Genomic DNA, 23,113 nt, shown 5'->3' with positions numbered 1-23,113 from the left:
CTTGTTTGTTATTTCTTGCGAACATTTGATATTTTTTAAGCATGCCGGCCAGTTAAACTGACCGGTGCGCTTTCATCAAGTGCCCACATTTATTGACTGTTAATTGTTAAAGATCGCATTCTGTATTCTTGTCTGCCGGCTTTTTGCCTGGCCGCGAAGCGTTTTGTTCGTCAGCAGCAGAGAAACGAGATTATGAACGACTTACCTACCCATGTCAACTACCCTTTGTCATCAATAATAAAAAAACCTGACTCGCATAAGTCAGGCTTTTGATATCGGAGAGCAATGAAACCAGAATCACTGCACTTGGGGCTGCGGCAATTCCTTTTCAGTTGCTTTCATTGTCAACGTTGTGCCAGTGCATCAACAACACACAACGCAGTCATATTGACGATACGACGGACTGTTGCTGATGGCGTCAAAATATGTACAGGCTTGGCGCAACCAAGCAGGATCGGGCCGATTGCAACGTTATTGCCTGCCGTGGTTTTCAGCAAATTGTAGGCAATGTTTGCTGCATCAATATTTGGCATGACCAGAAGATTGGCATCACTTTTTAAGGTGGAGCCCGGCATCATTTTCTTGCGGTATGCGGAATCAAGCGCAGTATCACCGTGCATTTCACCATCGATTTCCAGATCCGGTGCTTCACGCTGAATAATCGTCAGTGCCGCACGCATTTTCTGAGCGGACTCGCTGTTGCTGGAGCCGAAATTAGAATGCGATAGCAATGCCGCTTTTGGCTGCAGCCCAAAACGGCGCATTTCTTCTGCAGCCAGTATGGTGATTTCTGCGATCTGTTCGGCAGTCGGATTTTCGTTCACATGCGTATCCACCAGCACTAACTGACGATCCGGCAGTACCAGACCATTCATTGCCGCGTAAACATTGACGCCTTCTCGCCTGCCCAAAACCTGATTGATGTAATTCAAATGCAAGCCGGTAGTGCCGAAAGTACCGCAGATCAGACCATCGGCATCGCCTTTGTGAATCATCATCGAGCCGATCAGCGTGTGACGGCGGCGCATTTCCAGCTTGGCATATTGTTCCGTCACACCTTTACGGCAAGTCATGGCGTAATAGGTTTGCCAGTAATCGCGGTAGCGTTCGTCGAACTCAGGATTGATCACCTGAAAGTCAACGCCGGGACGAATCCGCAGACCGAATTTTTCAACGCGCTGGGCAAGAATGTGCGGACGGCCAACCAGGATCGGGGTCGCCAGTTTTTCATCGACCACAACCTGCACAGCACGCAGTACGCGCTCTTCTTCGCCTTCGGCAAAGACAATCCGTTTACGTTCTGCCGGCGCCTTTTTAGCGATCTGGAACAGCGGCTTCATGAAAGTGCCGCTGTGATAGACGAATTGCTGCAGCTTCTCAACGTAAGCCTGCATATCTTTGATCGGACGGGCGGCAACACCGCACTCTTCTGCTGCGCGCGCCACTGCCGGCGCAATCTTTATCATCAGACGCGGGTCAAATGGTTTCGGAATCAGGTATTCCGGGCCAAATGACAGGTTGCTGATACCGTAGGCAGAGGCCACGATGTCAGACTGTTCAGCTTGTGCGAGTTCGGCAATCGCATGTACAACAGCAATTTCCATTTCCCTTGTGATGGTGGTCGCGCCGCAATCAAGCGCACCACGGAAAATATAAGGGAAGCAAAGTACGTTATTCACCTGATTCGGAAAATCAGAACGGCCTGTCGCCATGACGGCATCATCGCGGACGGCTTTGACTTCTTCCGGCAGGATCTCAGGTGTCGGATTCGCCAGCGCAAGGATCAGCGGCTTAGCGGCCATCTGCGCAACCATGTCCTGCTTCAATACGCCGGCAGCGGACAGGCCGAGGAAAATATCTGCACCAGGAATGACCTCGCGCAGACTGCGTGCCGCTGTATCTTGCGCAAAGCGTTCTTTATCCGGATCCATCAGTTCGGCACGGCCCTTGTACACCACGCCAGCCAGATCAGTCACAAAAATATTTTCAATCGGAAACCCCAGATCGACGATCAGGTCCAGGCAGGCCAGCGCTGCAGCGCCAGCGCCGGACACCACCATTTTGGTATTTTTAATGTCTTTGCCCACGACTTTCAGGCCATTCAGAATCGCCGCGCCGACAATGATTGCCGTGCCGTGCTGGTCGTCATGGAAGACGGGAATCTTCATGCGTTCCCGCAGTTTGCGCTCAATGTAAAAGCATTCCGGTGCCTTGATATCTTCCAGGTTGATCCCACCAAAAGTTGGTTCCAGCGAAGCGATGATATCGACCAGCTTGTCAGGATCAGGTTCGTTGATTTCAATATCGAACACGTCGATACCGGCAAATTTTTTGAACAGTACGCCCTTGCCTTCCATCACCGGCTTGGATGCCAGTGGGCCGATATTGCCCAGCCCCAGCACGGCTGTACCGTTAGTAATCACACCGACCAGATTGCCGCGCGCCGTGTATTTAAAGGCTGCGGTCGGGTCTGCCACGATTTCTTCGCAAGGTGCCGCCACGCCAGGAGAGTAGGCCAGCGCCAGGTCACGCTGGTTGGTCAATTGCTTGGTTGGCGTGACGCTGATTTTTCCCGGAGACGGGCACTCATGGTACTCCAGTGCTGCCTGACGCAATTGTTGACGTATCTGCTCTTTCTGATCTGCTGAATCCATGGGCTCGACCTTCTTTCTATTTTGCTTACTGAAAACTTACTTTAGCCTGAGATTTTAGCAGAGGGATTACTCTAACCTCATACGTATTTGTACGACTTTTATGCCTTGGAAGCATAAGCATAGAAGGTCGATTATCAAAAGAATATGAAACATCCCCATCGCGAACCTTCATTCAGATGAAATATAGAAAATAACTATGAATTTAGTTTAATTAATCAATTTCAAAAATTAATCATCATTGACTATGATTACCTCATGTTTGATAGTTTTTAATCCGAGCCGAATGACTTACCACCTCACCAGGAGAAACGTATGAGTAACCAACATCAGCCATCTGTCACGATCCAGAATCTGGAAGCTGCATTTGCCGGGGAATCCATGGCGCACATTAAATATCGTTATTTTGCGAAACTTGCCCGCGAAGCCGGTGCGGAAGACATCGCGAAGGCTTTTGAAGCGACCGCCGATCAGGAAGTGATGCATGCTTTCGGCCATCTCGACCTGCTTTACCCGAAAGCGCAGATGACACCTGAGCGGGCGCTGGAAATTGCGATTGAAGGTGAAACCTACGAATACACCGAGATGTATCCCCGTTTCCGCCACCTGGCCGTGGAGGAAGGCAATCATGCCGCCGTCGCCGAATACGATGAGCAGATCGCCGAATCAAAAGAACACGCAGAAAATTTTCAACGGACTTTAGCCATGGCAGCAAAACGCTTTGCAGCGCTGGCCAAAGTGGAAGAGCGGCATGCCAATCATTACCGCGCTGTGCTCAATGCCAGCAAGGCCTGATCCGACGCCACAAACCTCCACACATTTTGACTCAAGATAACCGATACCAGGATAGAAAAAACCATGAAAACTTATCAATGCATCGTTTGCGGATTTATTTATGATGAAGCGCAGGGCCTGCCGGAAGAAGGCATTGCCCCCGGCACTCGCTGGACAGATATCCCGGCAGACTGGGAATGTCCGGACTGCGGCGTCGCCAAGGCCGATTTCGAGATGGTGGAGATCTGAGATGAAGCCCATCGTCATTGCCGGTTCCGGACTGGCCGGATACACCGTTGCCCGTGAATTCCGTCAGCTCGACAGCAGCACGCCGCTCCTGATCATTACCGGCGATGACGGCAGTTTTTATTCCAAGCCGATGCTATCGAATGCCTTTGCGCAGAATAAGCCGATCACGACGCTGTTAAGCCGGAGTGCGGAGCAGATGGCTGCACAGCTCAATGCCACCATTCTGACCAACACCCGGATACAACAGATCGCCGCCACCAGGCGCAGTCTGCTGACCAGTGCGGGCGAATTCGAGTTTGAGCAGCTGGTACTGGCGGTCGGCGCCAAGCCGGTGCAGCTGACTATGCAAGGCGATGCGGCGGATCAGATATTATCCGTCAATCATTGGCAAGACTATGCCGAGTTGCGCAAACGGCTGGATACAGCAGGCAGCGGCGCGCATGTCGTGATTTTGGGTGCAGGTCTGATCGGCTGTGAATTTGCCGATGACTTTTCCGGCGCGGGCTATCGGGTCACGCTGGTGGATCCAAATACCCTGCCGCTGGCGGCACTGGCGCCACCACCCGTTTCCCGGAGGTTGCAACAGGCTTTACTGGCAAAGCAGGTGCGGATTCAAGCCGGCACCACGGCAACGCATCTGACACATGCCGGCACAAGCCTGCAAGTCGCGCTGACAAACGGACAAAGCCTGACCGCCGATCTGGTGTTATCTGCTATCGGGCTACGCCCAGACCTGCGGCTGGCGGAATCCGCCGGATTGGCCACCGGACGCGGTATACGGGTCAGCGTCTTCGGTGAAACCAGCATTCCGGGAATTTACGCGCTCGGTGACTGTACGGAATATGCCCAGCCAGACGGCGCACATCTGTGGCTACCGTATGTAGCGCCAGTCATGGCTGCCGCCCGCACCATCGCTCAAAATCTGAGCGGACACTCCCGACGTATCGAATTCAAACCCATGCCAGTGCTGGTCAAAACACCCTCTTGTCCGATTGCACTGATGCCGGTGGCGCCAGACCTGGCAAAACGCGGACGCTGGGAAACCGACGAGGAAGGCGGAATCACCATCAGTCGTTTTTACGACCATCAGGACAAGCTGCGCGGATTCGGGCTGGCGCCGCAAGATCAGCAACAACGCAACGCCTTGTTGCAGGAACTGGGGAGCAGTTGTCATCTGATTGCCTGAATCAGTGGATAGAGAAAGAACAAAGCCAAATTTCCCTTTCAATATACTCCCCACAGTATATTGAAAGATCCTTTATTTACGTTGATAACAGGCCGTTTTTTACTGATACTCCCCGGCTAACAGTCATTCAATAATCAGATTCTGCTCGCCGTAAAACGGATTACGGCGCCCTGATTGCGCAGTATCCCAAGTGGCTGGTAACTCTGGAACAAACCACCGCCAGACTGTCGGCAGCACCAATACCACGCATGCAGCAAGACATTGAGTACAATGCGGCATGCTTTCAGAATTCGAACTCATTCAACGTTATTTCGCGCGGCACTCCGTTGCCGACGAGTGGCTCGCGCTCGGCGTCGGTGACGACTGCGCCCTGCTCCAGCCCACACCCGGCATGCAGCTGGCCGTTTCCAGCGACATGCTGGTTTCTGGCCGCCATTTTTTTCCGGATGCGGACCCCTTCTGGCTGGGACACAAATGCCTGGCTGTCAATCTGTCCGACCTCGCGGCGATGGGTGCGCAGCCACTGGGATTCACACTGGCATTTTCTCTGCCGGAGGCCAATCCGGACTGGCTGGAACAATTTGCCGCAGGCCTGCTGCAACTGGCTGACCAACATCACTGCCGGCTGATCGGCGGCGATACCACCAAAGGGCCGCTGAATATCTGCATCACCATTCTGGGTGAGCAGCCGCCGGGCAGCGCATTGCGCCGGGATGCCGCACAGGCCGGTGACGACATCTGGATTTCAGGCACGCTCGGCGATGCCCGGCTGGCACTGGGCGCTTATTGGAAAGAAGTGCCGCTCAACAGCGCAGATCATCTGCAGGCGGCACTGCGCATGCACCGTCCCACACCACGCGTCGCACTCGGTATGGCATTGCGGGGAATTGCCCATGCCGCACTCGATATTTCCGACGGGCTGGCTGGCGATCTGGGGCACATCCTGAAACGTTCGTCTGTCGGCGCCATACTGGAGCTTGACCGGCTGCCGGCCGGGCCGGTGCTGCAACAGCAGACACTGTCACTGCGACGCCAGTTCACGCTCAATGGCGGTGACGATTATGAATTGTGCTTTACCGCGCCACCACACCGTCGCGATGAGGTGCTGGCTGCCGCCAGACAATCAGGCACCCCTGTGACAAGGGTTGGCAGCATTGATGCGGCTCCCGGTTTGCGCCTCGTCGATGCAGCGGGCGATCCGGTCACATTGGCCTTTCAATCTTTCGACCATTTCACGACATCATGATGCCTGCCGATTCGCCACCAGCCACCTCACTCCCTGCTGTCAACGGACGCTTCATGCTGAGCCATCCGGCGCATATTCTGGCGCAGGGTTTTGGCAGCGGCTTATCACCGGTGATGCCGGGAACGATGGGCACATTGTTCGCCTGGTTCAGTTTTCAGATATTCAGCACCCGCTGGCCGCTGCTGTTCACCCCGCTGCACTGGAGCTGGGTCATCATTGCCGGATTTCTGATCGGTATCTGGGCCTGTCGTGTCACTGGCAAGCATCTCGGCGTGGCAGATCACGGCAGTATGGTGTGGGATGAGATCATCGCGTTCTGGGCCGTCCTGCTGTTCGTGACACCGGCCAGCAGCGCCGTGCAGACCTGTGCATTTCTGCTGTTCCGTTTTTTTGATATGGTCAAACCACCACCGATCCGTTATTTTGACCGTCATCTGAAAGGCGGCTTCGGCGTCATGTGGGATGATATCGTGGCAGCGTTTTTCACTCTACTGACGTTCGCACTCTGGCGTGCGATCTGAATCTGCTGAGGACAACAACCAACAGTCTTTTTATTCTGCGCCGGCCTGCTTCACTTTGCAGCACACATGGTGGTAAAGTAAGTCAGACTCTGCAGCCAGATCATTCATGGCTGCACCTGTTACCTTCCAACAATTCACACAGACAGGAGACACATCATGCCAACCACACTCGAACTCGCCGCCCAGGTCGGTGCGGAACTGAAAGACAAAAAATTACTGCTGAGTGTCGCCGAATCCTGTACAGGCGGCGGTGTGTCGCAAGCCATCACCGAAATTGCCGGTTCTTCGGAATGGTTCGACTGCGGTTTTGTCACCTATTCCAATTCATCCAAGACCGAGCTGCTGGATATTTCCGCCGCACTGATTGCACGCCACGGCGCAGTCAGCGAGGAAATCGCTGCTGCCATGGCAGAAGGCGCGATCGCGCATTCCGAAGCCAATGTATCCCTTTCCACGACCGGCATCGCAGGACCAACCGGAGCCGTGCCAGGCAAGCCGGTTGGCACGGTCTGCTTCGGCTGGACGGTGGGCGGCGTCACGCATACGGAAAGGCTGGTGTTCAGCGGTGACCGCCATGCAGTCAGAGAACAGACCGTACAGCACGCACTGGCGAAATTGCTGCGTTATTTACAGGAGCTGTGAGCAGATATTGTTACCGGTGCATTTGCCTTGCAATGGCACCGGCAGAATCATCGCAACACAGCATCAGGCCAGATTGTTATCCCTGACACCATGTCGCAGCAACATTACGGCAACATAAAATGAAACGGTTCAGAACAGCATTCGCCTTCACGAAACCAGCACGATGTATTTAGTGTCTGCCGGATTAGTGACTCTGAGACAATAACTCATTGACCAGCACCGCATTGATTTTATTGGTCCCCATACGCTGATTGAACTCCTGACGCAGTTGTTCCCGCAAATGCTCAAACCCTTTCTCTGAATGTAAATCTTCCGGATCAACATTCATCAGCACAATCGGCAGGATGTCCGACAAGGCTTTCTTATTCGAACCAAGCCATTCGCGATCTTTGCTTTCTACCTGTAAAGTCAGCTGTATGCGTACAACCTGTCCATCAGGATGAATCACAGCCCGCGGCAAAACAAGATAACTCGGCACAGTCTCATCGCTGCCCAGCACTTTGAAATAAAAAATGCTGCCGAAAATAATCAGGAAGCCACACAGCGCGATGACTGCGGCATACAGGGTGATGCGATCGCTGATTTTGCTGTTTTTGCCTGCAGTTTTTTTTCCTGCTGATAATATCGTGGTCTTTTTGGTTGGTGAAGCAGCTGACTGCGGCCTGATAGGTGGTTTTTCGGCAACAGGCTTGCTCAGAAAAGTGGCAGGGTCCGTTTTATCGGATGGCAGATCAAACTGCAGATGCGACAAATCGATATCCATATCCTTGATCGGACTGCCATCTACATTTTCGAAATCCAGTTCTGAACTCAGGATCGCCGATTTCGTCTTATCTTTAGCCATGATCACCCGCCGGGATAATTACTCCGGCCATTTTAACGCAGCAATAATTTCGCAGAGAAAACATTTTTCAATTCGTAGTGCTGCTGATGTCATGATGTTACGACCTGTTTTTCAGTCATCGGGGATTCTCAATGAAAAGCGGGAATGCTAAAAACGTCATTTCGTTACAAAGTGACTGCCACTCTGTTGCGGGCTTTCGTTTATGATGAGAGATTTTCCGATTTCCCGTGCCGTAATGTCCAGCGCAGTCCTTCCATCTCAGAACAGAAATGTCTTCCTCGATAATATCAAAGCAATCCTGATATTTCTGGTGGTTTTTGGGCATCTCATCGAATTGCATATCAGTAACGACGCCTTTTTGCGCCCGATCTGGATTTTTGCCTATGCCTTTCACATGCCAATGTTTGCGCTGGTTTCCGGCATGGTGTCAAAACCTGTGCTGGACCAGCGGCAATCGGGACAGTTGATTAAAAATATTCTTGCGCCACTGATCAGTTTCGAGCTGATCTACGAACTGACCGAATATCTGCTGCGCGGCAGCTTCAGCGTATATGCCGGGCTGATCGCACCTTACTGGATGCTGTGGTATCTGTTAAGCCTGTTGAGTTGGCGTCTGCTGCTGCCCTTATTCGCCCGTTTGCAGTTCCCGGTCATGCTGGCAGTGGTGCTGGCGATGGTTACCTCCTATTCGGAACACACAGGCTATCTGCTCAGCAGCTCACGCACGCTGATATTTTTTCCGTTTTTTGTGCTTGGCTGGCAGCTGGGTCCCAATTTTTTCAACTTGCGGCGCAAGTTTGTCTGGACTGCTCTGGCACTGATGATTACGGCAAGCAGCATTGTCGTCTGTTTTTTGCTGCCTGCGAATTTTGATTACCGCTGGCTGTATGGCAGTTTTTCGCTGCAACGGCTCGGCATGGCAAATCCGACCGGCAGCCTTTATCAGCTGCTGCAGTATGCCGTATCCGGCATGCTGGGCTTATCCGTACTGCATCTGTTAAGCCGCCGCGATCTGGGATTGGCCCGCATCGGCCGGCAATCCATGTATGTTTTCCTGTGGCACGGCATGGCACTGATCGCGCTGTACCAGTTGGGCATCCTGAACCGTATTTTCCAGATGGAAGATGCCGCCAGACTACTGATTTCCCTCGCATCCAGTGCTGTCATCGTATATCTCGGCGCACATCCTCATTGCGAATGGTTGACGCAAAAACTGATCCTGCAGCCGATGCAATGGCTGCTGCTGCCACAGACACGAGACAGCGTCACCGCCATCGTACCTGCGGTCTCAGAAACCAAGCCTTTAAAACCGGAATAACTCTGATATGAATATGCTTAATAGCAGACAGCAAGCGGACGACACGCCGGTTCTCCATCACCGGATCTGAATGTGATCGGCGCTGAATTGCTGGGGATTTTTTCCATGAATGCTGCGGTAAAAATCCTGAATATATTCCATGTCAGCAACGATATCGCCGGTGGGGTAAAACATCTGACCAATGCCGCCGGCTTTGCGCTTGAAATCCAGATATCCCAGGGCAATCGGAACGCCGGCACCGGCGGCAATGTAGTAAAAACCGGTTTTCCAGTGCGTAACTTTTCCCCGCGTTCCTTCCGGAGGTACGATCACCGTCAGCGTCTGGCTGGCATGAAATGCATCAACGGTACTCTGCACCAGATTCGATGCGCGATTGCGATTCACCGGAATTCCTCCCAGCCAGCGCATGACCACGCCGACCACCGGCGGAAACAGGCTGACCTTGCCCATCCAGTACACTTTCAGGCGCAAAGCGAAGCACACCATCAGTGTGACCGGAAAATCCCAGTTACTGGTATGCGGCGCGGCAATCAGCACGTATTTCGGTTCTGCCGGAGTGATCCCTTCAATCCGCCAGCCGCACAAGCGTAAAACCATGACAGAAATCCAGCGCATGAGTGTGCGGACAACAGGAGTTTGAAAAATAGTTGCGTGCATGCCATAAGTCTTTGATATCAAAAGATAAATCCACCTGCTGAGAGGTGAGAGAGACGGCATTATATGGATATCCGGGCCGGGCGGGGAATTTTTATTCGCTACCTGTGATCAAAGACAAATCCAGCCAGGGTTGTTCAGGTTCAGCCAAAGTACGCCGAAGAAATGAATCAGGACTGCAGCCAGCGCAATATTTCGCCCCATTGGGCAAGGTCTTTTTCAACCCGCGATGGCGCCACATCCCATAATGTCGCGCCATGTGCAGCCAGCTGAATGTAGTTCTGTGTATCGCGCAGATAACCCAGCACCGGCAGCCCCAGTTGCCCGACATAATGCGCCAGCTGATCAGCCGCCCGGCTACGCGCATTCACCCGCATGCCAAGCACACCGACGGCGCATTTCTGCTCGCGGCGCGCCAGTTTTTTCAGAAAGGTTTCCGTTGCCAGAATATCGAAAATCGATGGTTGCAAAGGCACGATGAGCCGGTCGGCTATTTTCAGCACGGCATCAAGTTTATGTCCTTTCAGGCCGGCCGGTGTATCCAGTATCACATGGGTCGTGCCTTTGGGTGGCTTGGCGATCAGATTTTCGTTGACCTCCCAGGCCGTAATCGGTGGCAGACTGGCAGGACGTAAATCCAGCCAGGTGCGGGACGATTGCTGGACATCGACATCCCCCAGCATGACCTGATGACCACGTGAAGCCAGATACCCGGCAAGATTGGTGGCAACCGTGCTCTTACCGGCACCGCCTTTAGGATTCACTATTGCAATCACCTGCATACTGATACTCCTTAATTCTGCTCATCCAGATTGTTCAGATTATCCAGCTTACTCAGATTGACCGGCAAACCACCCTGCAACTGCCGAATCGCCACAAAAGCTACCACTGCCAGCGCTCAGTCCCGATATTACGATTGCGCTTATGACTGGGAAGGAACCAGTAAGGCCATCTGCTCTGCCGTCAGATAACACCACTCGCCCTCTTGCAGATTCAGCGATTTCAGTGTCAGCTGTCCGATGGCAGTACGTTGCAATGCCGCACAATGGTTACCGGCTGCCGCCAGCATCCGTTTGACCTGATGGTATTTCCCTTGCTCCAGAATGATTTCCAGTTTGTGTTCGCTCAGCTGACGGCATGTCTGCGCGGCCAGCGGGGCAGGTTCATCATGCAACTTGACGCCCGCCAGCAGCGTCGCTACCAGCTCCGGTGTTACAGGATCAGCCGTGGTGGCCTCGTACACTTTCGGAATATGGCGTTTCGGCGAAGACTGCGCGTGGATAAACGGCCCGTCGTCCGACATCAGCAACATCCCGGTTGTATCGTGATCCAGCCGTCCTACCGGCTGCACATCACGCCAGCTGAACTGCTCCGGCAGCAAGGTCAGCACACCGGGGTGATGGCTTGGTTTGCGCGAGCATTCAAAATTTCCTGGTTTATTCAGCACCAGATAGACATGCTCGCGATATTCCCAGTCTTCATCAAAAATATGAAACACCAGACCATCGGTCTCAACCGGCTGCTTAAAGTTGTCCAGCACCTGTCCCTGAATACTCACTTCGCCGTCTTCCACCAGTTCACGGCAATATTTGCGGGTACCAAAGCCCTGCGACTGCAGGATGCGATCTAAAGATAATTTACTCATGGTGCGACTTTAGCAGATCAGTCCGTGGCAAGGCTAGTTCCGGCGACGGATATTCTTGCTGAAACGCCGCGATGATTCACAGATCAATGTTCCAGCCCCCGGTCCGCGCTCCTGGCAATTCGTGGCAAAGTAATCCGGAAACAACAACCATGACCCGGCTGGCTTTCGACGGCGATATTCCCACTTAAGACATCGCGCACCAGGTTATAGACAATATTCAATCCCAGGCCGCTGCCGCCCTGCCCCAGTCTGGTGGTAAAAAACGGATCGAAAATACGTCCCAGATTAGCCGCCGGAATGCCTTTACCATTATCGGTGACAAGCAGTTCGATCAGATCCGGATTCAGTAAATGACCGGAAATAGTGATCGTCCCCCGTGTCTCGGCATCAAATGCATGAATAAACGCGTTATTAATCAGGTTTGTCAGCACCTGCCCCAATGCACCGGGATAACTGTCCATCATGAATTTTTTCGGCAGATCTGCCACCACCTGATGTTTCGTTTTACGGATCATCGGTCCGAGTGTCATGATCAGCTCATCAGTCATTTCGTCAATCGCAAACAAACGGCGGTTAGCGCTGGTCCGGTCGACTGCAACCTGTTTGAAACTGATCACCAGTTCCGATGCCTTGCTAAGATTACGCAGCAGCAGATCGTTACCCGTGCGCGCATGATGCAAATACTCTTCCAGTGCCGAACGCTTGATGCCTTGTGCATACTGCCGCAGAACATCATCTGTTTGCTGCTGCAAGGTACTGGCAACCGTGACGCAGGTGCCGATCGGTGTATTGAGTTCATGGGCGACACCGGCCACCAGCGACCCCAATGCCGCCATTTTTTCAGTACGCAATAATTCCTGCTGCGCCCGTTGCAGGTTTTCCAGCACGACCGTCAGCTCGGTATTGGTCTCTTCCAGCTCGTGGGTGCGTTCAGACACGCGCTTTTCCAGCGTGACATTCATGTTCCGGATATCCAGCTCATGCTGTCGTTTTTCCGTGATATCCTCCTGCACCACCAGCAACAGGGGATCGTTGCCAATCCGTATCAGGCGGCCAGACATTTCACACAGCAGCATCTTTTCGCCATCACCACAGCGGCACCAGGCTTCGTAGGAATGAATCTCGCCATCACGTTCCAGCAAGTGTACGATTTTTTCAAAATCTTCTAGGTGACGCCACAGCTTTCCATGGATACCCGCCCCGGACAGCTCACCGACATGCTTGAAGTGAAATTGTCGCAACCACGCATCATTGGCGTCTGCAATGACGTAACTGCCATTTTTACGCAGAACTTGCATGGCAACCGGGGATGCCTGGAAAATCGCGATGAATTTCATCTCGGTATCCCTGAGTTCCTGCTCAACCCGACGACGCTCCCTGAGCTCTTGCTGCAGCAAATCATTCTGCTGTTCGCGCTCGCTCAGCAATTTACCCAGGTTCAGCCGCATCGCATCGAGATCCTGCGCCAGATTACCGATTTCATCGCGACGACGCCATTTCAGAGGATTGTTCAATTTCCCCTCAGCCAACAACCGGGTAGCGCGCTGCAGTGCCTGGATCGGGCGAACAATCCTGCGGTCGAACACAAACAAAACCAGCACAAAAGAAAAAAATACCTGCACAATCAACCCGGCAACCATTTTCAGAATATCGTCGATTAAGTCACGGTCAATATGTTCCTTGGTCAGCTCAACGGTGACCTTACCGATGACTTTCTGTTCAAGCCGGATCGGGCGAGTCTCACTAGTCACGCCGCTGCCGGGAAGGTGCGCTTTGCTTCTTTGCACGAACACGGCTCCGGTCTCATCAGTCACCGTCACAGCAATCACATCCGGATTACGCATGACTGCCTGCACGAATGTCTGGGCGACATCCTTGTCAACATTCCAGATCGGGATTTCCATTGCTTTGGACAACATGTCCGCATATTGGGACATCGGATCCTGAATGCGCAGCTGCAGCTCGCGTTCATAACGGGACGTCACGGCAAAATAGCCGAATAATAATGCCGGCAATAAAATACCGACCGCCACGCCAGCAATCGATATCTGCCGCAAGGATAGGCTTCGCAAAAGATACATCAGTCCGGATGCCTGTTTATTTAGACTGCTGTTTGCGCCATTGCTGAATCTGCGCAGTGACCAATTTGCTCATCACATTCTGTTTTTCTATCCGGTACATGGCGCGGGCAATGCGGGCGCGCAGCTCCGGCGTGTTGCACGGAGATTTGTGTGAAAGAGTGACGTACAGATCTTCATTGGTAATCGCTGGCATCCGGGTTTTGAGATTATTGATATTGAGCTTAGCGATATACGCATAGCCGGGATCTTCTTCATAAATCAGATAATCTGCCCGGCCCAGCGTCAGGATATTCAGTGCCTGTTCAAGGCTGGCGACGGTCATAATTTTCAGAGACTCTTTGGCATAGCGATCAAACTCTTCGCCGAAACTGTTGTTAATCACCGTCACGCCACGCCTGCCAGCGAGATCACTCCACTTTTTATAAATGAAACTGTGATCGGACCGGCTCCAGATCACCGTATGGGTTTTATGAAAAGACGGATAAAAATAATCCATATAATCGAGCCGGGCGAGTGTCAGAAATGCCCCGGCCAGCAAATCAATCCGACCCAGTTTCGCCTCTTCCTGCACCCGCCCCCACGGCCCCAGATAGCGCACCTCAATCGGGATACCGATTTCTTTGGACAATACCTGCATCAGCTCTGCATTAGCGCCGATAAGGCGGTTTTCATCGTCGGGATCGCGCCAGAGAAATGGCGGGTATTCCGGATTACCAGTGGCAATCAGTTTTTTGCATAACTCATCGGCTGCAACATTGACTGACCAGAATGCCATGCCGGAGAACAGGGCAAGCAGGATAAACTGCCTTGATCGGATGACGGAATATCTGATATGCCTGCCCATAGAACCGTGATCTCCTGCGGCGAAAATAAGGTTTTTGCAGTCTAACCCCGGAATCATGTCTAAGCAAGAAACTCGTTTTGACAGCATACCAGTACAACGCCGGCTAAGTCGGCGTTGCACAATAACGGGGCAAAACTGCCTGAAAACGCCCGGACGCCCGCAAAAAGCGCGTGCCATGGACGTCAGGTACGCTTAACGGCGGATGATCGTATTGCCATTAGACCTGACCAGATCGCCGCTCTGATAGCCAGGATCGGCTTCAAACTGATAATCCTGTTTATTACCGTTGTCATACTGGACGCTGACCGTCCAGACTTTACTGGCTTTCGCTTTCTGCTCAATTTTATGTCCGGCATACGCCCCGCCGGCCGCACCGGCAATCGTTGCCAGATCGCGCCCGGTACCGCCGCCGACCTGATTACCCAGCAAGGCACCGGCCACACCGCCGGCGATCACGCCCAATGCTCCGCCTTCCCCTTCCTTTTCCGATACATGAACCGCCACTACGCGGCCACAGTCAGCACATGTGGCGGTATTCTTACTACCGGTAGCCGTTGCCGTGCCAGAACTGGTCTTGGCGGCAGCCAGCGCTTTGTTATATTCGGTCTTGGCATCACGCAGACACTGCATGCGGGCACTGGAACTGGTTTCGTCTGCGCACAATTTTTTGTCATCGGCATAACGCGCGGCAGCCTGACGCGAGGCTTCGGCATAGGCCGTTTTGGCAGTGTTGTTATTCTGAGCCATGGCTATGCCTGTCAAGACACACAGAACCATCATCCCGATCAGCTGCTTTTTCATCACCAACCCCCTTTTTTTCATATTAACGGAACTTCAATATAGTTCACCTCAGACAACAGGTGAACCAGATTTTGAGAATTTCATACCACCATACAATATTTTTACGCTGTGCATTTTTTCCGATGACGTCTTAATTCAATACCGGACGCTGCCAACAAGTGACTTATCTTACAATTCCTCACCATTTTTATGTCTTTCGGCCTTTCGGACTTTTTAGTAACACTATAAAAAAACCCGCCAGTACGACGGGTTTTACGAAGGTCATCCGGTCATGGGATGCGTACGCCATCGGGGATTATCAGGCCGGGATTCTGGCCTTGATCAGTTTGCCCAGTTTTTCAATGCCTTCATTGATACGCTCCGGAGACACGGTGACAAAGGACAGACGCATGGTGTTTTTTTCTGCCTCGTTTGCATAGAACGGTCCACCGGGTACGAACGCGACGTTCTGCTGAATCGCTTCTGCCAGCAATTCATTGCTGTCGATATGCGCTGGCAACGTGATCCAGATGAACATGCCGCCTTCGGGCGTGGTCCATTCGACACCAGCCGGGAAATGTTTTTTCATTGCGTCCAGCATGACATTGCACTGGCGCGAATACAGGTTGCGGATGGTCGGAATATGTTCGGCCAGGAAACCATCCTTGATGACTTCGTACACCACCATCTGGGTCAGTTGCGCCGTATGCAGGTCAGCTGCCTGTTTGGCCTGTTCCAGCTTACGGATCAGCGGTGTCGGGCCAACCACATAACCCAGACGGATGCCGGGAGTCAGTACCTTGGAAAAAGAACCCATGTAGATGACGCCGCCCGGATTCATGTTCAGCATCTTTGGTAACGGCTCGCCGCTGTAACACAGATCGCCGTAAGGATTATCCTCGATCAGCGGAATCCCCATGCGGGCGCAGGTTTCCACCAGCTCGACGCGGCGTTCAACCGACAAAGTACGGCCAGTCGGATTCTGGAAATTTGGCAGGGCATACATCAGGCGCGCGCCGGCGCCTTTGCTGGCGACGGAAGCCGGGATCAGGCCGTGTGCATCCGTATCCACAGAAACGAACTCAGGCCGGTACACAGAAAATGCCTGCAAGGCACCCAGATAGCTCGGTGTTTCGACCAGCACTTTACTCCCCTCATCGACCAGCACTTTGCCGAGCAAATCCAGCCCTTGCTGCGAACCGGACACCATCAGGATCTGCTCCGGCAAAATACGCGAACCATCCACCGACAGCGAGTCGGCCAGGAATTCGCGCAATGGCGCATAGCCATCGGTCGGGCCGTATTGCAATGCAGCCTTGCCCTGGGTCGATAATACCTTATCGAACGCCGCCTTCATGCGCTCCACCGGAAAAGTCTCCGGTGAAGGCAGGCCGCCGGCAAAAGAGATCACTTCCGGACGCATGGTCACTTTCAGAATCTCACGAATCGCCGAGCTTTGCAGTTGTTCTGCGCGGTCGGAGAATTTCCAATTGATAGGGGTAGGATTTTCAAGTTTCATGCTGGTCTCACTGGAAGTCATGCCTTCATCGGCAAGGTATTTTAAAAATTACATGGATGAATCAATCAGGCAATCTCGGCGATCAATTCAATCTCGACACAAGCGCCCATCGGGATCTGGGCCACGCCAAATGCGGAACGGGCATGCTTGCCCTGTTCGCCAAACAGCTCCACCAGCAACTCGGAAGCGCCATTGGTCACCAGATGCTGCTCGGTGAAATCAGGTGTGGAATTCACCAGACTCATGAGTTTGACGATGCGTTTCACACGGGTCAGATCGCCGTGGCAGGCAGCGCGCAAAGTCGCCACCAGATCAATCGCCACCGCGCGTGCAGCCTGACGGCCTTCTTCGGTGGTGATATCTTTGCCCAGTTGCCCGACCCAGACCTTGCCGTCTTTTTTGGCGATGTGACCAGACAGGAAAACCGTATTGCCGGTCTGCGCAAACATCACATAGGCCGCTGCCGGTGTGGCAACGGTTGGCAATTCAATTTTCAGTTCTTCAAGTTTTTGGTAAATAGACATGGTATTTCCTGAAAATGGCCATCAGCCCTCACTGATAACCCATCGGTCAATGAAAAATTAATTGTTATTATCCGGTTCTTTCCCGCGGACGACTGCCCGCAGAGCCGTGCCTTCCGGGGAATCAAGCCTTCTATTGTAAGCCCGCGCACTGCCGATTAACACCCCTAAATTCAACTGGTATCACGGATTTAATTCGGTCTGCGCGAGCTTTTCAGCGTTACTACCGTTGAATCTTCATCTGCCGTCCTACACCCACGGTTGCCATGACTACCATTGCGAATCCGGCATTCATCCAGCTCAGTGGTTCACCCAGCAGCACCGCCGCTCCCAGCAGACTCAGAAACGGCTGCAACAGCTGAATCTGCCCGACCCGAGCGATGCCGCCGGTCGCCAGCCCTTTGTACCAGAACAAAAAACCGATGAACATCGAAAATACCGACACATAGGCAAAGCCACCCCAGGCCAGCGGCGAGGCGCGGATCACATGCGAACCCGCAACCAAGACAGTGACCAGCAAATTCAACGGCAGCAATAGCACCAGCGCCCAGGAAATCACCTGCCAGCCGCCCATAGTCTGCGACAGCCGGCCGCCTTCCGCATAACCGTAAGCGGCGGCGGCCACTGCACCTGCCAGCGCCAGATCAGCCCAGTGCCAGTGTCCCGCGCCTTGCAGCCAGGCAAACCAAACCACAAGACTGCTGCCCAACACGGCCATGATCCAGAATCCGGCAGACGGACGCTCGTGGAAACGCAGAGCGGCAAACAGCGCCGTGGCCAGCGGCAAAATGCCGAGCACGATGGCGCCATGCGTCGCAGGAACCGCCTGCATCGCCATCGAAGTCAGGATCGGAAATCCGAGAATCACGCCGGCTCCGCTCAACAAGAGCGCGCGGCATTGCGTCGCATCGGGAAACGTCACTCTTTGCTGCCATAGCAAGGCCGCCGACAGCAGCCCCGCCACCACCGCCCGTCCGCAGGCGACGAACAAGGGCGGCAATTCGGCCACCGCCAGCCGGGTAAACGGCAGCGTCAGGCTAAAAATCATCACACCGGCCAGACCCAGCCACATGCCATGCGATTCCAGCCGGGCTGGCGCCTCTTTGTCGGCCGCCATCAGCGGTGCAGGCAGGGCAACAGACGCAGGCGATACAGATTGCGCAGAAAGCAACAATTCTGTCTCCGGATCATATTTCATAACAGACTCATCCAGATAGCCGTGGCCGCCAGCGACATCCCCATACCCAGATTAAACAGCCGCAAACGCTGCCCGACCTGCAGCCATTCCCGCAATTGCTGTCCCATCCATGCCCACAGCAACAGACTCAGCGCGCTGGGCAAAGCAAAACCCAGACTCATCCAGCCCATGCGCGGCATGAAATTCTGCTGGCCGATTGCGTAGATGGAAGTGGCTGCCACCAGCATCATCCACGCCTTGGGATTGACCACCTGAAACAGCGCCGACTGCAGCAAAGTCATCGGCTGCATCCGCTGGCTGTCCGACAGTTGCGCCGAAAAACACAGACGCCAGGCGAGCAGCAACAGATAGCCATTTCCCAACAGCTTCATGCCCCAGACCAGCGCCGGAGAACCCTGCAGCAGCGCCGCACCGCCCATGCCGACCAGCCACATCATGAAGACAAAGCCGAAAGGCACACCCATGACTTGCGGCAATGCGGCACGCACGCCATGGTTCACGCCGGTCGCGGCGGCAATCGCCACATTCGGGCCGGGCGTGAATGAGCCTATCCAGGCGAAAACAGAAAAAGCGATAAATTCAGTCAGCGGCACAATCCAACTCCATTCTGGATACGGTTCAGACAAACCTGCGCCGCAACCGGCACAGCCCGTTTCCGGGATCGTTGAAATAAAAATATACTCAGGGGGAGTATTTTAAAAAGTCCTTTTTTTACATGGATATCAGGTATATTTTTAAGGATACTCCCTGTTTTTTAATTTTTTCCCGGTATCAGACCAGGTCTTCCAGCACGGCCGGCACAGCGGCAACTGGCAGCACACCGGCGGCTTCCGGTTGCGGTAACAGGGTCAGCAACAGACGGCTGGCAAGCGCATCGGCCTCGATCACCACGTGCCGCCGGGCGGGTAAATGGAGATGCTCACCGCCGGCCAGCCAGTAATCGTTTTCGTCATCCGTGACGGTAATCCAGACCAACCCCGACTGCAGTTGCAGCAGAACAGGCTGCGCCGCCGTGACAGACAGAACTTCCCTGCTCTGTAAATCAAGTGCTGTACTGGTGTCGATGATCCGCATGGTATCCCCCGAAAAGGTTTGTGTGCTGCAACATGGATTGCTCACTTTTTAGTCAGTGTTTGTGCTATCCTAAACGGAAAAACCAATACAGTACCAGTACACTCAAAGACATAATTATCACACTGTTATGGTAACTTTTCCAATACACCTGCCTTCACGCAGAATGGCGATTGTCACCATGTTTTCAGTACCACAGAGATCCGTCATGCAGACTCCTGCCTTTTTTATCTCCCGCGACTCCGGCGATTCGCTGGTCGAACAGATCGTGACAGCGGTCGCCAACCGGATCGACGACAAACTGCTGCGCACCGGCGCGCGCATGCCCTCGATACGACAGTTTGCCGACGAGCAGTCCGTGTCCCGCTTCACGGTGGTCGAAGCGTATGACCGGCTGGTCGCCAAGGGGTATCTGGAATCCCGCCGCGGCGCCGGCTTTTTTGTCCGCGAACGCGCTTCCATGCTCAATCCGTCTCCTGCCACGCCGCTGCTGATACCGGGCACGCAGCAACTCGATGTGGTCTGGCTGGTACGGAATATGTTCCGGCAGTTGCCTCCGCAGAAAATGCCAGGCTCCGGCGTATTGCCGCATGACTGGCTGGATGGCGAACTGGTCGCCAACGGCTTGCGCGCCATCAGCCGCCTGAATCAGAATCTGCTGCTGCATTACGGCACTCAGCAAGGCTTTCTGCCGCTGCGCCAGCAACTGCAACTGAAACTGGCCGAACTCGAAATCGCCGCTGCACCGGAGCAGATCGTGATGACGTCCGGCGTGACACAGGCGCTGGATCTGGTGGCGCGTGAATTCACCCAGCCCGGCGACACCATTTTTGTCGATGACCCGGCCTGGTTCCTGATGTTCGGCTCATTTGCCATCCTCGGCGCCAAAGTAATCGGCATTCCGCGTCTGCACGATGGCCCGGACGTCGCCAAACTGGCAGAACTGGCAGCGATCCACAAGCCCAAGCTGTACATCATCAACTCCGTGATGCATAACCCGACCTCGACCTCGCTGTCGGCCGCCAAAGCCTTTCAGGTTTTAAAAACCGCCGAGCAGCATGATTTCATGATCGTGGAAGACGATATTTATTGCGACATGCATCCCGGCCCCGCCGTGCAGCCCGCCACCCGGATTTCGGCGCTGGACCAGCTCAGTCGCGTCATTTATCTGGGCGGATTTTCCAAGACACTGGCAGCCAACCTGCGGGTCGGCTTCATCGCCACCTCGCCGGAACTGGCGGTGCGGCTGGCTGACCGCAAAATGCTGTCCACCCTGACCACCACCGAAATCGGCGAACGGGTGGTCTACAAAATCCTGTCCGAAGGGCATTTCCGCAAACACGTGGACCGCATCCGGGTGAAACTCGACAGTGTGCGTGACGACATCACCAAACGCCTTGAGCAACTCGGCATGAAAGTGGATTACCGCACCCCTGCCGGCATGTTTCTGTGGACCGAAACCGGTACCGATACCAACCGGCTGACTGAAAAAGCAATGGAACAAGGCTTTCTGCTGGCGCCGGGCAGCCTGTTTTCACCGCACCAGACCCCGTCCACCAAGATGCGGATCAACATTGCCGCCATGTCCGACCCCGGCGTCTGGGAATTTCTCAAAAAAGAATTGCGCTGACGCCACCCTGCCCGGCAACCCCGGCCGCAGGGCAGCGGCAGTCGGGGAATATGCAGACATCGTCCTGTCCTGCGATTGCCGGCCGGCATCACCTGTCGCCGGCAGCAGCTCTAGGACAAACAGGGCGAATATGCTACATTCTCACCCTGTTCTGACGACGTTCAACACAACTTCGATGCCAACTCAACAAGACATTCTGCATTTCCGGACCGGCGCGCTGCCGGTTTCCGTGCCGCCCGTCTGTTGCTGTTGTTGAACCTGCCCGCAAGACCGCCGATGTGAGTTCCTCCATCGCGCACCGATTTCCTTCTTCTCTCTATTGGCAAAAAAAACGATGGACATACAGCTTTACGACAACTGGGAACGCCGCCTGCGCCCATTCACCCCTTTGCGCAATGACTGGGTGGGACTGTATTGCTGCGGCCCGACCGTGTATGACTACGCACACATCGGCAACTTGCGCACCTATCTGTTTGAAGACATACTGCGCCGCACACTCGAGTGGAACGGCTACACCGTGCGCCACGTCATCAACATCACTGACGTCGGCCATCTGGTATCCGATGGCGACGACGGTGAAGACAAAATGGAAAAAGGCAGCCGCAAAGCCGGTGAATCAGCATGGCAGATTGCCGACCGTTTCACCATCGCTTTCAAGAACGACCTGAACAGCCTGAACGTGCTGGAACCAGCGATCTGGTGCAAGGCGACTGACCACATTGCCGAGCAGATTGATTTCATCTCCTGCATCGAAAAAAACGGCTATACCTACCGCACCAGCGACGGTATTTATTTCGACACCAGCAAGCAGGATGACTACGGCTATCTGGCCCGTATCAAACGCGATGCGATCAAGGCAGGCAGCCGCGTCGAGCTGGGTGAAAAACGCCATGCGACCGATTTCGCTTTATGGAAATTCAGTCCGGAAGGCGAGCAGCGCCAGATGGAGTGGGACAGTCCGTGGGGACGCGGTTTCCCGGGCTGGCATATCGAATGCTCGGCGATGTCGGCCAAATATCTGACACCGTGGTTCGATATTCACTGCGGCGGCGAAGACCACATCGCGATTCATCACAGTAATGAAATTGCGCAGAATCAGGCTTGCCACGGCACCCGTCTGGCGAACTTCTGGATGCATGGTTATTTCCTGCAGATTGACTCCGGCAAGATGTCGAAATCCAGCGGCGATTTCCTGCGTCTGCAAACCCTGCTTGATCAGCATATCGATCCACTCGCCTATCGCTATCTGTGCCTGACGGCGCATTACCGCAGCCAGATGCAATTCAGTTTTGAGGCTTTGCAGTCTGCACAAACAGCATTGCAACGTCTGCGTGACACGTTTTATGCGTGGCCTGCCGGTGGCAGCGTGAATGCAGAGTTCAAAGAAAAATTCACTGCGTTTGTGAACGAAGATCTGAACGTACCGCGTGCCTTGGCACTGGTCTGGGAAATGCTGAAATCAGATCTCAGCGATGCCGATAAAAAGGCAACCGTTACCGAATTTGATCGTGTGTTTGGTCTGGGTCTCGCCAACTGGGAACCGCGTGCGCTGGAAATTCCGGCCGAAGTGCAAAGCCTTGCCGAGCAACGTCTGGCCGCCCGTGCAGCGAAAAACTGGGCAGAAGCCGATCGCCTGCGCGCTGAATTACATGCGCTCGGTTTTGAAGTCGAAGACAAAGCTGGCAGCATGAATATCAAGCGCCTGTAACCCGGACGCGGCATCTCCTGCCGCTGCACCG

The 23,113-nt window shown here is 53.9% G+C and carries 22 protein-coding genes; 9 read left to right on the top strand and 13 right to left on the bottom strand.

From position 1 onward, the window contains the following. Positions 1 to 344 precede the first annotated feature (344 nt). Entirely contained in the window at positions 345 to 2,654 is a 2,310-nt protein-coding gene (locus HV832_RS14865) for an NADP-dependent malic enzyme (protein WP_218132054.1), read from the bottom strand. Positions 2,655 to 2,966: 312 nt separating this feature from the next. Between HV832_RS14865 and HV832_RS14860 the strand changes: the two genes are divergently transcribed. The 6 genes from HV832_RS14860 to HV832_RS14835 all read left to right on the top strand — a co-directional run bounded on the left by HV832_RS14860 (position 2,967) and on the right by HV832_RS14835 (position 7,269). Beyond that, positions 2,967 to 3,446 carry a rubrerythrin family protein gene (locus HV832_RS14860; protein WP_176804636.1) on the top strand — a complete coding sequence of 160 codons (480 nt, stop codon included), beginning with the start codon at positions 2,967 to 2,969 and terminating at the stop codon, positions 3,444 to 3,446. Between the two features lie 63 nt (positions 3,447 to 3,509). After that, entirely contained in the window at positions 3,510 to 3,674 is a 165-nt protein-coding gene (locus tag HV832_RS14855) for a rubredoxin (protein ID WP_176804635.1), read from the top strand. A gap of 1 nt (position 3,675) precedes the next feature. Beyond that, positions 3,676 to 4,860, top strand: coding sequence for an FAD-dependent oxidoreductase (locus HV832_RS14850; RefSeq protein WP_176804634.1), 1,185 nt, complete (start codon positions 3,676 to 3,678; stop codon positions 4,858 to 4,860). Positions 4,861 to 5,137: 277 nt separating this feature from the next. Beyond that, on the top strand, positions 5,138 to 6,106 hold the full coding sequence (gene thiL / locus HV832_RS14845) for a thiamine-phosphate kinase (protein WP_176804633.1): 969 nt from the start codon (positions 5,138 to 5,140) through the stop codon (positions 6,104 to 6,106). Beyond that, entirely contained in the window at positions 6,103 to 6,627 is a 525-nt protein-coding gene (locus tag HV832_RS14840) for a phosphatidylglycerophosphatase A family protein (RefSeq protein WP_223827349.1), read from the top strand. Before thiL ends, HV832_RS14840 begins: the two co-directional genes overlap by 4 nt. 156 nt (positions 6,628 to 6,783) lie before the next feature. Next, positions 6,784 to 7,269 carry a CinA family protein gene (locus tag HV832_RS14835; RefSeq protein ID WP_176804632.1) on the top strand — a complete coding sequence of 162 codons (486 nt, stop codon included), beginning with the start codon at positions 6,784 to 6,786 and terminating at the stop codon, positions 7,267 to 7,269. Between the two features lie 184 nt (positions 7,270 to 7,453). On the opposite strand, the gene HV832_RS14830 is transcribed toward HV832_RS14835, so the two are convergent. Next, on the bottom strand, positions 7,454 to 8,113 hold the full coding sequence (locus HV832_RS14830) for a flagellar basal body-associated FliL family protein (protein WP_176804631.1): 660 nt from the start codon (positions 8,111 to 8,113) through the stop codon (positions 7,454 to 7,456). A gap of 235 nt (positions 8,114 to 8,348) precedes the next feature. Between HV832_RS14830 and HV832_RS14825 the strand changes: the two genes are divergently transcribed. Continuing rightward, the gene (locus HV832_RS14825; RefSeq protein WP_176804630.1) at positions 8,349 to 9,431 is read left to right on the top strand and encodes an acyltransferase family protein; all 1,083 of its coding nucleotides are present in this window, start codon (positions 8,349 to 8,351) and stop codon (positions 9,429 to 9,431) included. Positions 9,432 to 9,488: 57 nt separating this feature from the next. Here HV832_RS14825 and HV832_RS14820 read toward each other — a convergent pair whose 3' ends face one another. The 11 genes from HV832_RS14820 to HV832_RS14770 all read right to left on the bottom strand — a co-directional run bounded on the left by HV832_RS14820 (position 9,489) and on the right by HV832_RS14770 (position 19,747). Further along, positions 9,489 to 10,088: a lysophospholipid acyltransferase family protein gene (locus tag HV832_RS14820; protein ID WP_176804629.1), complete on the bottom strand. Its 600-nt coding sequence runs from the start codon at positions 10,086 to 10,088 to the stop codon at positions 9,489 to 9,491. A gap of 167 nt (positions 10,089 to 10,255) precedes the next feature. Next, a complete protein-coding gene (locus tag HV832_RS14815) occupies positions 10,256 to 10,867 on the bottom strand; it encodes a ParA family protein (RefSeq protein WP_176804628.1) in 612 nt (203 codons plus the stop codon). A 140-nt stretch (positions 10,868 to 11,007) separates the two neighbouring features. Beyond that, on the bottom strand, positions 11,008 to 11,730 hold the full coding sequence (locus HV832_RS14810; RefSeq protein ID WP_176804627.1) for a pseudouridine synthase: 723 nt from the start codon (positions 11,728 to 11,730) through the stop codon (positions 11,008 to 11,010). A gap of 83 nt (positions 11,731 to 11,813) precedes the next feature. Continuing rightward, on the bottom strand, positions 11,814 to 13,802 hold the full coding sequence (locus tag HV832_RS14805) for a sensor histidine kinase (protein ID WP_176804626.1): 1,989 nt from the start codon (positions 13,800 to 13,802) through the stop codon (positions 11,814 to 11,816). 25 nt (positions 13,803 to 13,827) lie between these two features. After that, on the bottom strand, positions 13,828 to 14,655 hold the full coding sequence (locus HV832_RS14800) for a substrate-binding periplasmic protein (protein WP_176804625.1): 828 nt from the start codon (positions 14,653 to 14,655) through the stop codon (positions 13,828 to 13,830). Positions 14,656 to 14,847: 192 nt separating this feature from the next. Beyond that, positions 14,848 to 15,456 (bottom strand): outer membrane lipoprotein, encoded by a 609-nt coding sequence (locus tag HV832_RS14795; RefSeq protein ID WP_176804624.1) that lies wholly within the window; start codon positions 15,454 to 15,456, stop codon positions 14,848 to 14,850. Between the two features lie 298 nt (positions 15,457 to 15,754). Next, complete coding sequence (locus tag HV832_RS14790; protein ID WP_176804623.1) at positions 15,755 to 16,954, bottom strand: aminotransferase-like domain-containing protein; 1,200 nt, start codon at positions 16,952 to 16,954, stop codon at positions 15,755 to 15,757. A gap of 65 nt (positions 16,955 to 17,019) precedes the next feature. Beyond that, positions 17,020 to 17,478, bottom strand: a complete 459-nt coding sequence (locus HV832_RS14785) for a RidA family protein (RefSeq protein WP_176804622.1) — start codon at positions 17,476 to 17,478, stop codon at positions 17,020 to 17,022. 220 nt (positions 17,479 to 17,698) lie between these two features. Then, positions 17,699 to 18,592: a DMT family transporter gene (locus HV832_RS14780; RefSeq protein ID WP_223827355.1), complete on the bottom strand. Its 894-nt coding sequence runs from the start codon at positions 18,590 to 18,592 to the stop codon at positions 17,699 to 17,701. A gap of 77 nt (positions 18,593 to 18,669) precedes the next feature. Next, positions 18,670 to 19,266 (bottom strand): LysE family translocator, encoded by a 597-nt coding sequence (locus HV832_RS14775; RefSeq protein WP_176804621.1) that lies wholly within the window; start codon positions 19,264 to 19,266, stop codon positions 18,670 to 18,672. Between the two features lie 178 nt (positions 19,267 to 19,444). Next, positions 19,445 to 19,747, bottom strand: coding sequence for a DUF2917 domain-containing protein (locus HV832_RS14770; protein WP_176804620.1), 303 nt, complete (start codon positions 19,745 to 19,747; stop codon positions 19,445 to 19,447). A 205-nt stretch (positions 19,748 to 19,952) separates the two neighbouring features. Here HV832_RS14770 and HV832_RS14765 point away from each other — a divergent pair, with 205 nt between their 5' ends. Both HV832_RS14765 and cysS read left to right on the top strand, forming a co-directional pair. After that, on the top strand, positions 19,953 to 21,374 hold the full coding sequence (locus HV832_RS14765) for an aminotransferase-like domain-containing protein (RefSeq protein WP_223827350.1): 1,422 nt from the start codon (positions 19,953 to 19,955) through the stop codon (positions 21,372 to 21,374). 334 nt (positions 21,375 to 21,708) lie between these two features. Further along, positions 21,709 to 23,082 carry a cysteine--tRNA ligase gene (cysS, locus tag HV832_RS14760; protein WP_176804619.1) on the top strand — a complete coding sequence of 458 codons (1,374 nt, stop codon included), beginning with the start codon at positions 21,709 to 21,711 and terminating at the stop codon, positions 23,080 to 23,082. The last annotated feature ends 31 nt before the right edge of the window (positions 23,083 to 23,113 follow it).

The sequence above is a fragment of the Cognatundibacterium oligocarboniphilum genome (genome assembly GCF_013377855.1).
Classification (GTDB): domain Bacteria; phylum Pseudomonadota; class Gammaproteobacteria; order Burkholderiales; family Burkholderiaceae_D; genus Undibacterium; species Undibacterium oligocarboniphilum.
The sequence above is the reverse complement of the archived record's forward strand: the minus strand, read 5'-3'. Positions and strand labels throughout refer to the sequence as shown.